Genomic DNA, 13,157 nt, shown 5'->3' with positions numbered 1-13,157 from the left:
CTTGCGCCCTAGCGCGCAAGCCCCGGGGGCTTCGAGTCCCCTTTAGAGTTCCTTACACATCGGCGGGACCTGCTCCGGCAGGACCGTCTCGACGAGGGTGCATGCCCAGCGGGTGTCCAGCTTCCACTTGCCATCCTCGTGGACGAACTCCACACCGCTGATGACCTGCGGGTCCCTCTCCGGGGCCTGCAGCTTGATGGTGGCCTCGGCCATGTCCGGCAGCACGCCCGGCAGCACCGGGTCCACGACCTCGAGCTTCGCCTGGGCCTCGCTCTGGCTGCGGGTCAGTGCCTCGAAGATCTCCGGTGCCTGGTCACCGTCGACGACGGAGTTGACCTTCTCCTCGGCTGGAACGCGCGGGTCGACCGCCTTGAGGAGGACCTCCTGCAGTTCCTGCGGGGTCGGCAGCTTCTCCTCCGGCGCGGTCGAGGACGGTGCGCTGCTGGCGGTGGTCTGCTCGGTGGTGGCGGCGGTATCCGCATCCTCCGAACCGCAGGCGGTCAGCGTGAGGCCGGCGACGGCAGCGGTTGCCACGGCCACGGACTTCCAGATCTTCACGGTCAACATTCTCCTTCGACGCGGGGGTGTCAAAGCCTTGATCCTACTCGCCCGGGCGGCCAAAGCCCGCCTCCGCGGACAGTGGTGTGCGGCGGATCTCACTCCCCGGTGGAGTCAGTTGGCCCTTCCCCACCGAGCGCCAGCTGCTCACCGTCATCGTCCGCATCCGTGCCCCAGGCCAGGCTGTCCAGCGGGTCCGCGGGCTGGAGCTGCGGGTCGTCGGTGTCGAAGGTCGCGATGCGGCCGGGTCCGGTTTCGCGGGTCTCGAAACGCACGGTCACCACGCCCACCCCACTTCCCTGCACCCAGCCGTGGCCATAATCCGGATGCCAGACGTCCTGGGTCTGTTGCCAGCGGCTTTCTTTCCGCTCCGCTGCTCCCCCGGGATGTGACTCGCCAGCAGCCTCGGCCCCCGCGGGGACCTCACCCCGGCCGGCCACGGTAGTGGCGCTCTGGGTGACGCTCTGGTGTGGCACCGCGGGGTGGCTGAGCTCCGGGAAGAGCATCTCCTGCCGGTCGTGGCTGAGCCCGGAGAATCCCACGCCCACCAAGCGCACCGCGCCGGAATCCTCCGGCCGGGGCAGCACCGCGCGGGCGGCGCGCAGCAACTGCTCGAAGTCATCAGTGGGTGCGGGCAGCGTGGTCGATCGGGTGTGCAGCGCGAAGTCGCTGGTACGGATCTTCACGGTGATGGTGCGCGCCGCCCGGCCGTCCTTGCGCAGCCGCCGATAGGCCTGCCGGGCGGAGAGCTCCATGATGTTCAGCACGTCCCGGTAGGTCCGCGCGTCCACCGGCAGGGTCTGTTCGGCGCTGATCTGCTTCGCCTCCGCGCGTGGGGCCACGGGCCGGGGGTCGTCGCCGCCGGCCATGACCTGAACCTCCAGGCCGACCTTGCCGAGCAGCGACTTCACGTCGGTGGGGTCCATGTCCACGAACTGCTGGATCGTGTACACGCCTACGTCGGCGAGCTTGGCCTGAGCGACCCGGCCAATCCCCCACAGGTCGCCCACTGGGCGCGGGCCGAAGGTGGCCATCCGGTCCTCCACCACGAAGATCCCGTGGGGCTTGGCGAGGTCACTGGCCATCTTCGCGTCCAGCTTGGTGCTCGCCATGCCGATGGAGCAGGGCAGCTCCGTGGCCTCCTCCACCGCGCGCTGGAGGTCCTCGGCCCACCGCCGGGCGGCCGCGGCATCCGCCAATCCCTGGGGCTCGGCGAAGCCCTCGTCCACGGAGAGCTGCTCGACCACGCCCGCGCGCTCGGCGATGACCTGGAAGATTCGCCGGGAAATGGTTTTATACAGCACCGACCGGGGCTGGACCACGATCGCCCGGTTGCGGCACAGCCGGATCGCCTGGTGCATCGGCATGGCTGAGCGCGCGCCGTACACGCGCGCCTCGTAGCTCGCCCCGGCCACGACCCCGCGCCCGGACATCCCGCCCACGAGGACGGGCCGGTCGCGCAGGGTCGGCCGGGTGAGCTGCTCCACGGACGCATAGAACGCGTCCATGTCGATGTGGGCGACCCAGCGCATGGCGGCTTAGCGAGCCACCTTTGCCACCTCGGCGGTCACGCCGTCCACGATCTCGTGGCCCAGCTTCTCACCGGTGAGTACCTCGTGCTCCACCGCGAGGACCTCTTCAGCGATGTGTCCGATGTGCTGGTCTGCCCAGTCCTTCTTCTCCGCCGGCACCGCCAGGCGCAGGCGGATGCGGTCGGAGACCTCGAAGCCCTCGTTCTTGCGGGCGTCCTGCAGGCCGCGGATGACGTCCGCCGCCCAGCCTTCGGCCTCCAGCTCCGGGGTGACGGTCGTGTCGAGGACCACCAGGCCGTCGAGCCCACCCGGGCCCGCGACGCGCGCGGTGGAGTCCGGGTTCTCCGCAACCAGGCGCTCGGTATACAGCTCCGGGGTCAGGACGATGTCTCCGTCGACGATCACGTTCTCGCCTTCGCGGACGTAGTTACCGGCCTTGACGTTCTTGATGGCACGCTGGACGTCGCGGCCGAGCGTCGGACCAGCGACCTTCGCGTTGACGACGACCTCGAAGCTGCCCGCGGAGTCGACGTCATCCGTCAACTCCACGTCCTTGACGTTGACCTCATCGCGGATGGTGGCGGCGAATTCCGCGAGCCGTGCGGACTCCGGCAGCGCGACCGTGAGCTTCGGCAGCGGCAGACGGTTGCGCAGCTTATTGGACTTGCGCACCGAGCTGGCCGAGGAGCAGACCGCACGGGTGGCGTCCATCGCGTCGACGAGCTCCGCGTCGGCCGGGAAGTCCTCGGCCTTCGGGTAGTCCGCCAGGTGGACGGAGCGCTCGCCGGTCAGCCCGCGCCAGATGACCTCGGAGATGTACGGCAGCAGCGGCGCGGTCACGCGGGTGGCCACCTCGAGCACCGTGTACAGGGTGTCGAAGGCTTCCGGGTGGGCCTCCTGGCCGGCCCAGAAGCGGTCACGGGAGCGGCGCACGTACCAGTTGGTGAGGATGTCGGCGTACTGGCGCACCTCGTCGCAGGCGTCCGCGATGCGGGTATCGGCCAGGGCCTTGTCCACATTGGCCACCAGGTCGTGGGTCTTGGCGAGGATGTAGCGGTCCAGCACGTTATCGGAATCCACGGACCAGCGCGCCTCCTCGGAGGCGTAGAGCTGCAGGAAGCTGTACGCATTCCAAATCGGCAGCAGCGCCTGGCGCACGCCCTCGCGGATGCCCTGCTCGGTGACGATCAGGTTGCCGCCACGCAGGATCGGGCTGGACATCAGGAACCAGCGCATCGCGTCGGAGCCGTCGCGGTCGAAGACCTCGTTGACGTCCGGGTAGTTGCCCTTGGACTTGGACATTTTCAGCCCGTCGGAGCCCAGGACGATGCCGTGGGCGACGACCTTCTTGAAGGCCGGTCGGTCGAATAGCGCGGTGGAGAGCACGTGCTGGACGTAGAACCAGCCGCGGGACTGGCCGGAGTACTCGACGATGAAGTCCGCCGGCTGCTCCTCCTCGAAGGCCGCCACGTTCTCAAACGGGTAGTGGTACTGGGCGAAAGGCATGGAGCCGGACTCGAACCAGCAGTCGAGGACGTCCGGGACGCGGCGCATCATGGACTTACCGGTCGGGTCATCCGGGTTCGGGCGGACCAGCTCGTCGATGTCCGGGCGGTGCAGGGACTTCGGGCGGACGCCGAAGTCGGCCTCCAGCTCAGCGAGGGAGCCGTAGACGTCCACGCGCGGGTACTGCGGGTCATCAGAGACCCAGGCTGGGACCGGGGAACCCCAGTAGCGGGTGCGGGAGATGTTCCAGTCGCGGGCACCCTCCAGCCACTTGCCGAACTGGCCGTCGCGAATGTGCTCCGGGATCCACTCGATCTCCTGGTTGAGCTCCACCATGCGGTCGCGGATCTCGAGCACGTTCACGAACCAGCCGGGCAGGGCCATGTAGATCAGCGGCTCGCCGGAGCGCCAAGAGTGCGGGTAGGAGTGGACGATCGTCTGGTCGCGCACGACGCGCTGCTTGGCCTTCAGGTCGCGGATGATGTCGCGGTTGGCGTCGAAGACAAGCTTGCCCTGGTACTCGGGCACCAGGGAGGTGAACTTGCCGTCGGCGTCCACCGGGATGACCAGGTCGATGCCGTAGCCCTTACAGACCTCCATATCGTCCTCACCGAAGGCCGGAGCCTGGTGGACGACACCGGTGCCGTCCTCGGTGGAGACGTAATCCGCGACGAGCACCATGAAGGCGTTTTCCTGATCAGCGAAGTGATCGAAGACCGGGGTGTACTCCAGGCCCTCGAGCTCAGCACCGGTGAAGGTGGCCAGCACCTCTGGCTCCTTGCCCAGCTCCTTGGCGTAGGCACCCAGCAGTGCACTAGCCAGCAGCAGCTTCGCGCCGACGAAGCCCTCCACACCGTCCTCGCCGACCTTCACCAGGGAGTACTCGATCTCCGGGCCGACGGCCAGGGCGAGGTTGGACGGCAGCGTCCACGGGGTCGTCGTCCAGGCGATGGCCGCGGCGTCGTGCAGCTCGGGGTGCGCTTCCCAGGTCTTGGTGGCCGGGTAGCCCTCACGTGCGCCGGTAAACGGCATGGTCACGGTGACGGTCGGGTCCTGGCGGTCGCGGTAGGAGTCGTCGAGGCGGGTCTCCTGGTTGGACAGCGGGGTGTGCTCGGCCCAGGAGTACGGCAACACGCGGAAGCCCTGGTAGATCAGGCCCTTGTCGTAGAGCTCCTTGAAGGCCCACATGACGGACTCCATGTAGTCCTGGTCCATGGTCTTGTAGCCGTTTTCGAAGTCCACCCAGCGGGCCTGACGGGTGACGTAGTTCTCCCACTCATCGGCGTAGTGCATGACGGACTTGGCGCAGTACTCGTTGAAGCGGTCCAGCCCCATGGACTCGATCTCGCCCTTGTCCTTGATGCCCAGTTGCTTCTCCGCCTCCAGCTCGGCGGGCAGGCCGTGGCAGTCCCAGCCGAAGACGCGCGGGACGTGGTAGCCGGCCATGGTGCGGTAGCGCGGGACGATGTCCTTGACGTAACCGGTGAGCAGGTGGCCGTAGTGTGGCAGGCCGTTAGCGAACGGCGGGCCGTCGTTGAAGACGTACTCCTCGTTGTCCTTGCGGTTATCGAGGCTGGCCTGGAAGGTATTGTCCTTCTTCCAGTACTTCAGTACCTCTTCTTCCATGGCCGGGAAGTTGCTGCCTCCGCCGCTCATGTCGACGCGGGGGTAGACGCCGCCAGCTGGTGTAGCCATAAGAAAATCCTCGTCTCTGGTGCTTAAAGTGAAATTTCTTTCAAGCACAGGGACGAGGATTCGCGGTACCACCCTGCTTGAAGCCTGCCGTGGGCGCCACCCGCCCGTTGGAAAGGCTTCCTCTTATCTTGCGTTGTTCTACGGGACGCGACTCCGCTCGGTTCTACTGGGCTTCCCTGGTGGGGGCTGTTCTTCCGAGGCGCTCGCCGGTGATGGCCGGGTCCTAGCGTTGGGTTGGCTCGGTGTGGCTGCCAACCCTAGGGGTAAAGCTATGTAGTTATTTTTTGCTCTTACGGTGCTGGATGGCCTCCGCGATGGAGAGCAGGACTCCGATGGCTGCGATGATCACGCAGATCCAGGCCCAGGTGACTGAGCCTAAATAGAGCGCCACCAGGAGCGCTGCAAATCCGAGGACCGCGAGGCCCAATGAGGCCACGAGCATGATCGCTAGTTGCGCTCGCCTTCGCCCTCGACGGCCTTCGGCGCTGCGGTGCCGCGGCTGTTGAGGTCCTCAAGCTGGGACTCGAGGAAGGTCTTCAGGCGGGTGCGGTACTCGCGCTCGTAGGTGCGCAGCTCCTCGATGCGGGCCTCGAGAGCGGTCTGCTGCTTCTTGACCGTGGTCATGATCTCGGTGTGCTTGCGCTCGGCGTCCTGCTGCAGGGCGTTGGCCTTCTCCTGTGCCTGGCGCACGGTGGCCTCTGCCTGAGCGTTGGCGTCGGAGACCAGGGTCTCGGACTTCTGCTTCGCGTCAGAGAGCTGGGTCTCGGACTTCTGCTTCGCGTCAGCCAGCATCTTCTCGGAGCGGGTCTTCGCGTCGGAGAGCTGCTCCTCGGAGCGCTTCTGGGAATCCGCCAGCTGGTTCTTCGCGGTGGAGTCCGCGTTATCCAGGGTCTTCTTCGCCTCGGCGCGGGCCTCATCCAGCATGGCGCTGGACTCGGTCTTCGCGTCGTTGGTGAGGCGGTCGGCCATCTCCTGCGCCAGGGACAGCACGCGAGCGGCCTGCATGTGAGTGTCCTCGGTGGCAGCGCCCTTGGCGGCTGCACCACCGGCGACACCGGAAGCCTGCGGGGCGGCCTTGCCAGCCTGGGACTTCGCGGCCTCGGCATCCTGCTGAGCCTTCTTGGCCTTCTCCTCAGCCTCCTGAGCACGGCGCTCAGCGGCCTCAGCGCGCTGCTCCGCCTCCTTCAGCTTGGACTGCAGGCCAGAGACCTCGGCAGCACCCTTGGACTGGGTGTTCTGCGCCTCGCGGCGAGCCTCCTCGCGGACCTCGGCCTCAACCTCGGAGCGGATCTGCTTGCGCAGCGCCTCCTCGTCGACCTTGCTGTCCGCTGCGGCAGCGGTCGGCTGGCCACCGTCGCCCACCTGGCTGCGAAGTTCAGCGTTCTCGTCCTGGAGCTCGGCGAGGGTGTCCTCAACGAGGTCGAGGAACTGATCGACCTCGTCCTCGTTGTAGCCACGCTTACCAATCGGGGGCTTACTGAACGCAACATTGTGAACGTCAGCTGGTGTGAGCGCCATCAATACTTCCCTTCGCTCTCGGTTATTTTCGGCAATGCCTGTCTGCAGGATGGTTTTATTCTTCAGAAAGACTGTAGTCCACCATACCAGCGCGAAAAGGCTTTGTTCCCATCAAGAGCTGGTTTTCTTCACCAGTTCTGAAAAACCTTCGCCCTGGCCGGGCTCCCGGGATTCCTCGCTAGAGGAGGGAGTACAGAATCATCGTGAGAATCTGCAGACCAAAGAACAGCACCAAGACAGAAACGTCGAGGGCAACCCCGCCCATATTCAGCGGCGGGATGAGCTTACGCAGCCCCTTGACCGGCGGATCGGTGATCGCGAAGATCGGCTCGGCAAGCATGATGAACCAGCGCTGCGGGCGCCAATTCTGGGAGAAGGACTGCACCATCTCCACGATGATCCGCACGATGAGGAGCAGCGTGAAAAGGCGGACGAGCAGGATGAGTGCTCCGATGAGGTTGACCACTCGGGATCAGCCCTCCGTCAGCTGATCCAGCTGGGACTGCTCGAGCTCAATGCCGTGCGGGATCAGCACGAAGTTACGAACCCCACCCAGCTTCTTCAGCTCGGCGTCCAGGCCCAGGCTCAGGCCTGCGGCGAAGTCCAGCACGCGGGTTGCGGCGGACTTCTCCATCCCACCCAGGTTGAAGACGACGACGTCGCCGGTCTTCAGCGCCTCGGAGATCTCGCGCGCCTGGTTGTACTCGTTCAGCGCCAGGCGGATAACCATCGGATTCTTCTGCGCCGGGGCAGCCTCACGCTCGGTAGCACCGTAGCGGGAACGTGCCGGGGCCGCGTGCTCCCGGTCGGAGCTGTAGCCGTGAGAGGAGCCAGCCTCGGAGCGTCGCTCGCTGGAGCGGTAGGAACCGTAGTGATCGGAGTCGTAGCGTCCGGCCGAACGGTCCTCACGCTCGTGGCGCTCGGTGCGCTCGGGGCGCTCTTCGAAGTTATCCCGGTAGTAAGGGTCCTCGTAGCTTTCTACGCCCCCGAGCCCGAAGAACTCCTTGAACTTATCGCCAAAGCCCTCAGCCATGCTTGGGTTTCCTTTCGCTTGCTGCAATCACTGTTTATTGGGGTATTCGTTGTTCGTTAACGTACTGGTCGCGGGCCCATGATGTCCGTACCGACACGCACCAACGTGGAGCCCTCGCCGATAGCGATCTCCAGGTCGTGGCTCATGCCCGCGGAGTACACCGGCGCGCCCAGAACGCGGTCGCTGATGCCGTCCAGCAGCGCGCGGCCGCGGGCGAAGACCTCGGCCGGGTCACTGCCCAAAGGAGGGACGGTCATGAGGCCGCGCAGCTCGAGGTGTTCCGATCCCGCAACCAGGTCCGCGAGCTGGTCGATCTGGTCCTCCGGGGCACCGCCGCGCTGGGGGTCACCGTCGGCGCTGAACTGCACCAGTACCGGCAGCTTCTCCGCCCGGTCGCCGCGCTCCAGCGCCAGACCGACGCCGCGTTCGAGGGCGGTGATGAGTCGCTCCGAGTCCGCGGTGTGGACGGCGGCTGCCCACCGAGCCACGGAGTTGGCCTTGTTGGTCTGGATCTGACCCACCATGTGGATCTCGACGCTTCCCGCCAGGTCAGCGGCCTTGCGCTTGGCTTCCTGTTCGCGGTTTTCCCCGACCGCGTGGATGCCGCCGGCGCGCAGGAGCTCGATGTCTTCTACCGGGTGAAACTTCGTGATCGGCAGGAGGTCTGCTCCCCCGGCCACGGCGATGCGGTGTCGCACGGCTCGGAGGTTCTCCGCCAGCTGCTCTGCCCGCTGGGCGCGGGCCTTATCTCCATCTGGGCTTGTCATGATGGCATCCAGATTACGCCAGCTTGGCGACCGGTGGTTCCCTCGCGGCGGTAGCTGAACAGGCTCTCGGAGGCAATGGTGCAACGCGGGTCGATGTCCACCGCGCCCACGCCGAGGCTTTCGAGCTGGCGGGCGATGCCCGCCCGGATGTCGAGCCCGGTGGTCCCCTGCTTCGTACGGGTTTTCGCCCCAGGCAGGCGGGACTCCACGTCCGCCGCCATGTCGGCCGGAACCTCGTAGTTTTCGCCGCTGGCCGCAGCCCCCATCACCGCATGGATCGCGGCGGGGTTGGCGCCAAGCTCCACCATGCGCTCCACGGCCCGGGCAACGATGCCGTTGCGGGCCCCGATCCGCCCGGCGTGGACCGCGGCGATGACGCGGGCGTCCTGATCGGCGAGCAGGAGGGGGACGCAGTCGGCAGTCAGGACGACCAGCGGGACGTCCCGCAGCGTCGTGACGAGAGCGTCGGAGGCCGACACGGGCCCCGACCCCACCATGTCCGCGGTGACCTCCGTGACCGTCGGGGTGTGCAGCTGCTCCATGAACATGAAGCGCTCCGCGTCGAGCCCCAGGATCTCGGCGAGTCGTCCGCGGTTGGCGGCGACCGCCGCCGGGTCGTCCCCGACGTGATCTCCCAGGTTAAAGCTGCCGTAGGGAGCCTCGGAGACGCCACCGTCCCGGGTGGTAAACACCATCCGGACGGGGCGCTCGGTCGGGTGTGCCGTAGCCATCGCTGTTAGAGGAAGGACGGGAGGTCGAGGTCGTCGCCCTCGTCCGGGCCGTCGGTGCGCTCGTGGCGCGGGCGAGCCGGCTCGTCAGAGGTGAACAGGCCACCGCCGCGTGCGGGGTTCTGGCCCGCGCGGCCCTCGCGGGCGGCGAAGGAGCTCTGGCGCTCCTGGCGCGGCTCGCTTGCTGGGGTCGCTGGCTGGGCCGGTGCGGCCTCCTGCAGTGGCTCAGCCTCGACGCGCGGGGCCTCGGAGTCACCGAAGATGCTAGCGCCGCGGTTCTCGGCAGCGTGGGCAGCCCCGCCGCGCTGGGCGCTGGAGGATGCCGACGGGGAGTCGTCGAAGCCGGTGGCGATGACGGTGACGCGAACCTCGTCGCCGAGCTGGTCGTCGATGATGGTGCCGAAGATGATGTTGGCGTCCTCGTCGGCCATGGTCTGGACCAGGGATGCGGCCTCGGAGACCTCCATCAGGCCCAGGTCGGAGCCACCCGCGAAGGAGAGCAGCACGCCCTTGGCGCCCTGCATGGTGTTTTCCAGCAGCGGGGAGTTGATCGCGGCCTCGGTGGCCTTGACGGCGCGCTGCTCACCGCGGGAGGTGCCGATGCCCATCAGGGCGGAGCCGGCGTCGGTCATGACGGAGCGGACGTCCGCGAAGTCCACGTTGATCACGCCCGGGGTGGTGATCAGCTTGGTGATGCCCTCGACACCGGACAGCAGCACCTCGTCTGCCTTGCGGAAGGCGTCCATCATGGACAGCTGCTCGTCGGAGAGCTTCAGCAGGGAGTCGTTCGGGATGACGATGAGGGTGTCGCAGACGTCGCGGAGCTCCTCGATACCCGCCAGGGCCTGCTTGGTGCGGCGCGGCCCCTCGAAGGTGAACGGGCGGGTGACGACACCGACGGTCAGGGCGTTCTGCTTCTTCGCGATGTTTGCGACGACCGGGGCGGCACCGGTGCCGGTGCCACCGCCCTCACCGGCGGTGACGAAGACCATGTCCGCACCAGCGAGGATCTCCTCGATCTGGTCCTTGTGGTCCTCGGCGGACTTGCGGCCGACATCCGGGTTGGCGCCGGCGCCAAGACCACGGGTTTCCTCGCGGCCGATGTCGAGCTTCACGTCAGCATCGGTGAGCATGAGAGCCTGCGCGTCGGTGTTGATCGCGATGAACTCCACGCCCTGCAGCTTCTCGTCGATCATGCGGTTGACGGCGTTGACTCCGCCGCCGCCGACACCAACCACCTTGATTTCTGCGAGGTGGTTTCCAGGAGTTGTCATAAAGTTTTCCGCCTTCCTTGTGCGCGAGCCTTCGGGGAAAGGTCCGCGCTAATGTGTGGAGCCTTTTCGTTGCCTTCCATCTTGACCCGTGGGGCCAAGGATTTGGCGCACATTTCGGGAGCGTGTCGTATCTTTAAAGTTCTACTTTAAGGTTCCGACCTGCGATTATCGGCACATGAGTCACACTAGTCACACGCGCTTCAGTAGCGCCGCGCCAACCCCAACGCGGCGGAAAAATCCCACTTAATCCCGGGCTGTCGGCATGGCGGGATTGGACACGTTCCACGTGGGCTGCTCGCGCTGCAGCACCACGCGCACCGCCTCGGCCTTCTCCGTCAGCTGCTCGGCTGCACCGAAGTACACGACCTTGCGGGGCTTGGCCTCCCCCTTAGGGGCGGGCAGCTCGAAGGTCATCTCGACCGCCTCAGCGTTCGGGACCGCGACCTCCACCAGTTGCTTGCGGTTCTCCGGCTGCAGCGCATTCACCGCCGCCGCACCGGCAGCCAGTGCCCGGGTGTCGCCGTCCTTGACCTTGGTAAACGGCACCGCACCCTCCGGGGCCGGGCCCTTGAGGAAGACCTTGCCGTCCCGGTCGATCAGGGATGTCTCCCCACCCTCGTCGAGCACGCCGACGGCCTCGTGTTCGGTGATTTGAATTGTCACGGTGCTCGGCCAGCTGCGCGAGACGGTTACCTTCTTCACCCACGGCGTCGGGGCGACGTTCCGGGCGACCTGCTCGGTATCCAGGCGCAGCATGTTGCTCTGCTGGCCCACCCCGCTCGCTTCGCTGACCTGCTGCACATCAGCGTTTGTGGCGCCCTGGACGTCGACGTTCTTGACGGTAAGAACCGGGAAGAAGAAGAGCACCGCCCACGCGACAACGACGGCCAGCACCGCCACAAACGCCCACCGGCGCCGCGCGTGCTTGCTTCGCCTGCGACGTTCCCGGGCCTGCGCTCCCGCGCTGCGGGGGCCGCGCCGAACGCGAGTGGTCTTTTCTTCCGCCATGGCCCCTACTCCCCCTGCGCTTCCCGGCCGCAGCGCAGGATCTCATCGGCGAGCATGGTGACCGTGCCAGCACCGATGGTGAGCACCACGTCCCCCGGCTTCGCGATGCCGATGACCTGCTCCGCAACAGCGGAGAAGTTTGGCTGGAAGTGCCAGTCGCAGGTCAGCTTCTCACCGATGATGCGGGAATCCACGCCCTCCACCGGCTGCTCACGCGCGCCGAAAATATCCAGCAGAACAACCTCGTCCGCCAGGGACAGGGCACGGGCGAATTCAGCGGCGAAGTTCATGGTGCGGCTGTACAGGTGGGGCTGGAATACCGCGATGATGCGTCCGGCGTCGGTCGCCTCGACCAGCTCCTTAGCGGCGGTGAGCACCGCGGTGACCTCGGTCGGGTGGTGCGCATAATCGTCGTAGACCCGCACGCCACCGGCCTCACCGTGGTACTCGAAACGGCGGCGCACCCCGTCGAAATCGGCCACACCAGCGATGACCTTCTCCAGGTCCGCGCCCAGGAGCGCACCGCCGGTGATCGCGGCGACCCCGTTGAGCGTCATGTGTGCCCCCGGGATGGCCACGCGGATGTCCTCACAGCGTTCCTCCTGGCCGGGCAGGGTGAACCGAACCTTCGCAGCCGTACCACGTGCGTCGGGGCGCATCTCCTCGATAATTGCGGCGGCCGGGATATCCGGGTGTTGGTCGACGGCCGCGCGGGTGCCGTAACCCAACACCGTGGGCGCCGAACCCGCGGCGCGAACCCGGGCTGCCAGCGCGGCAGCGCCCGGGTCGTCGAGGCAGCACACCAGGTAGCCACCCGGGGTGACCTTCGTGGCGAACTCATCAAAGATCGCCACATAGGCCTGTTCCGTGCCGTAGTAGTCGAGGTGATCCGGCTCGATGTTCGTGATCACCGCAACTTCCGGGCTATAGGAGAGGAACGAGCCATCGGATTCGTCGGCCTCGGCGATGAAGATCTCCCCGGTGCCGTGGTGGGCGTTCGTGCCCGCGCGATTCAACTGCCCGCCGATGGCAAACGAAGGATCGAGGCCGGCGGCCTGCACGCCCACCACCGCCATCGAGGTCGTGGAGGTCTTCCCGTGGGTGCCCGCCAGTAGGAACGCCCGGCGATCGGACATGAGGGCGGCGAGCACGTCGGAGCGGCGGACGACGGGGATCCCGGCCTCGCGGGCAGCGGTGAGCTCAGGATTATCCTGCGGAATCGCGGCGAAGGAGGTCACGACAACCGTCGGAAGTGCCGCGCCACCGGTGACGTTGGCGGCGTCGTGTCCGATAACGACCTCCGCCCCGGCTGCACGCAGCGCCAGAACACTGCGGGAATCCTTCATGTCGGAGCCGGTGACGCTGTAGCCCCGGGCGAGCAGGATTCGGGCGATGCCGGACATCCCGGCCCCGCCGATGCCCACCATGTGGGTGCGGCTCAGATCAATCTGTTCAGGCTGCGTGGTCATGGGATCCTCAATCTTCGTGGGAAGGGCTATTGCCTTGAAAGGGGTGTCGTAGTGGTCGCACCGGGAGAG

The 13,157-nt window shown here is 66.7% G+C and carries 12 protein-coding genes; all 12 read right to left on the bottom strand.

Annotated features, from left to right (window positions below; all coding sequences use genetic code 11):
- Positions 1 to 42: 42 nt before the first annotated feature.
- The 12 genes from HMPREF3097_RS08545 to murC all read right to left on the bottom strand — a co-directional run bounded on the left by HMPREF3097_RS08545 (position 43) and on the right by murC (position 13,088).
- The gene (locus HMPREF3097_RS08545; RefSeq protein ID WP_246821351.1) at positions 43 to 567 is read right to left on the bottom strand and encodes a WKL family lipoprotein; all 525 of its coding nucleotides are present in this window, start codon (positions 565 to 567) and stop codon (positions 43 to 45) included.
- 89 nt (positions 568 to 656) lie between these two features.
- Entirely contained in the window at positions 657 to 2,090 is a 1,434-nt protein-coding gene (locus tag HMPREF3097_RS08540; RefSeq protein ID WP_070761892.1) for a DNA polymerase IV, read from the bottom strand.
- A 6-nt stretch (positions 2,091 to 2,096) separates the two neighbouring features.
- On the bottom strand, positions 2,097 to 5,291 hold the full coding sequence (ileS, locus tag HMPREF3097_RS08535) for an isoleucine--tRNA ligase (protein WP_070761891.1): 3,195 nt from the start codon (positions 5,289 to 5,291) through the stop codon (positions 2,097 to 2,099).
- Between the two features lie 277 nt (positions 5,292 to 5,568).
- Positions 5,569 to 5,727: a hypothetical protein gene (locus HMPREF3097_RS09775; RefSeq protein WP_168167021.1), complete on the bottom strand. Its 159-nt coding sequence runs from the start codon at positions 5,725 to 5,727 to the stop codon at positions 5,569 to 5,571.
- 11 nt (positions 5,728 to 5,738) lie between these two features.
- Positions 5,739 to 6,809, bottom strand: a complete 1,071-nt coding sequence (locus HMPREF3097_RS08530) for a DivIVA domain-containing protein (protein ID WP_070761890.1) — start codon at positions 6,807 to 6,809, stop codon at positions 5,739 to 5,741.
- Between the two features lie 178 nt (positions 6,810 to 6,987).
- Positions 6,988 to 7,275 (bottom strand): YggT family protein, encoded by a 288-nt coding sequence (locus tag HMPREF3097_RS08525; RefSeq protein ID WP_070758022.1) that lies wholly within the window; start codon positions 7,273 to 7,275, stop codon positions 6,988 to 6,990.
- A gap of 6 nt (positions 7,276 to 7,281) precedes the next feature.
- Positions 7,282 to 7,842 carry a cell division protein SepF gene (gene sepF, locus HMPREF3097_RS08520; protein ID WP_070761889.1) on the bottom strand — a complete coding sequence of 187 codons (561 nt, stop codon included), beginning with the start codon at positions 7,840 to 7,842 and terminating at the stop codon, positions 7,282 to 7,284.
- Between the two features lie 56 nt (positions 7,843 to 7,898).
- Positions 7,899 to 8,609 carry a YggS family pyridoxal phosphate enzyme gene (locus HMPREF3097_RS08515; RefSeq protein WP_070761888.1) on the bottom strand — a complete coding sequence of 237 codons (711 nt, stop codon included), beginning with the start codon at positions 8,607 to 8,609 and terminating at the stop codon, positions 7,899 to 7,901.
- A complete protein-coding gene (pgeF, locus tag HMPREF3097_RS08510; protein WP_070761887.1) occupies positions 8,606 to 9,340 on the bottom strand; it encodes a peptidoglycan editing factor PgeF in 735 nt (244 codons plus the stop codon). The genes HMPREF3097_RS08515 and pgeF overlap by 4 nt, the downstream gene beginning before the upstream one ends.
- A gap of 5 nt (positions 9,341 to 9,345) precedes the next feature.
- Positions 9,346 to 10,611 (bottom strand): cell division protein FtsZ, encoded by a 1,266-nt coding sequence (gene ftsZ, locus HMPREF3097_RS08505; RefSeq protein ID WP_070758015.1) that lies wholly within the window; start codon positions 10,609 to 10,611, stop codon positions 9,346 to 9,348.
- A 243-nt stretch (positions 10,612 to 10,854) separates the two neighbouring features.
- Complete coding sequence (locus tag HMPREF3097_RS08500; RefSeq protein ID WP_070761886.1) at positions 10,855 to 11,619, bottom strand: cell division protein FtsQ/DivIB; 765 nt, start codon at positions 11,617 to 11,619, stop codon at positions 10,855 to 10,857.
- Between the two features lie 5 nt (positions 11,620 to 11,624).
- Positions 11,625 to 13,088: a UDP-N-acetylmuramate--L-alanine ligase gene (gene murC, locus HMPREF3097_RS08495; protein WP_070761885.1), complete on the bottom strand. Its 1,464-nt coding sequence runs from the start codon at positions 13,086 to 13,088 to the stop codon at positions 11,625 to 11,627.
- Positions 13,089 to 13,157 lie beyond the last annotated feature (69 nt).

The sequence above is a fragment of the Corynebacterium sp. HMSC27B11 genome, from assembly GCF_001815985.1.
Taxonomy (GTDB): domain Bacteria; phylum Actinomycetota; class Actinomycetes; order Mycobacteriales; family Mycobacteriaceae; genus Corynebacterium.
This window is presented reverse-complemented; position numbering and strand designations above follow the sequence as displayed.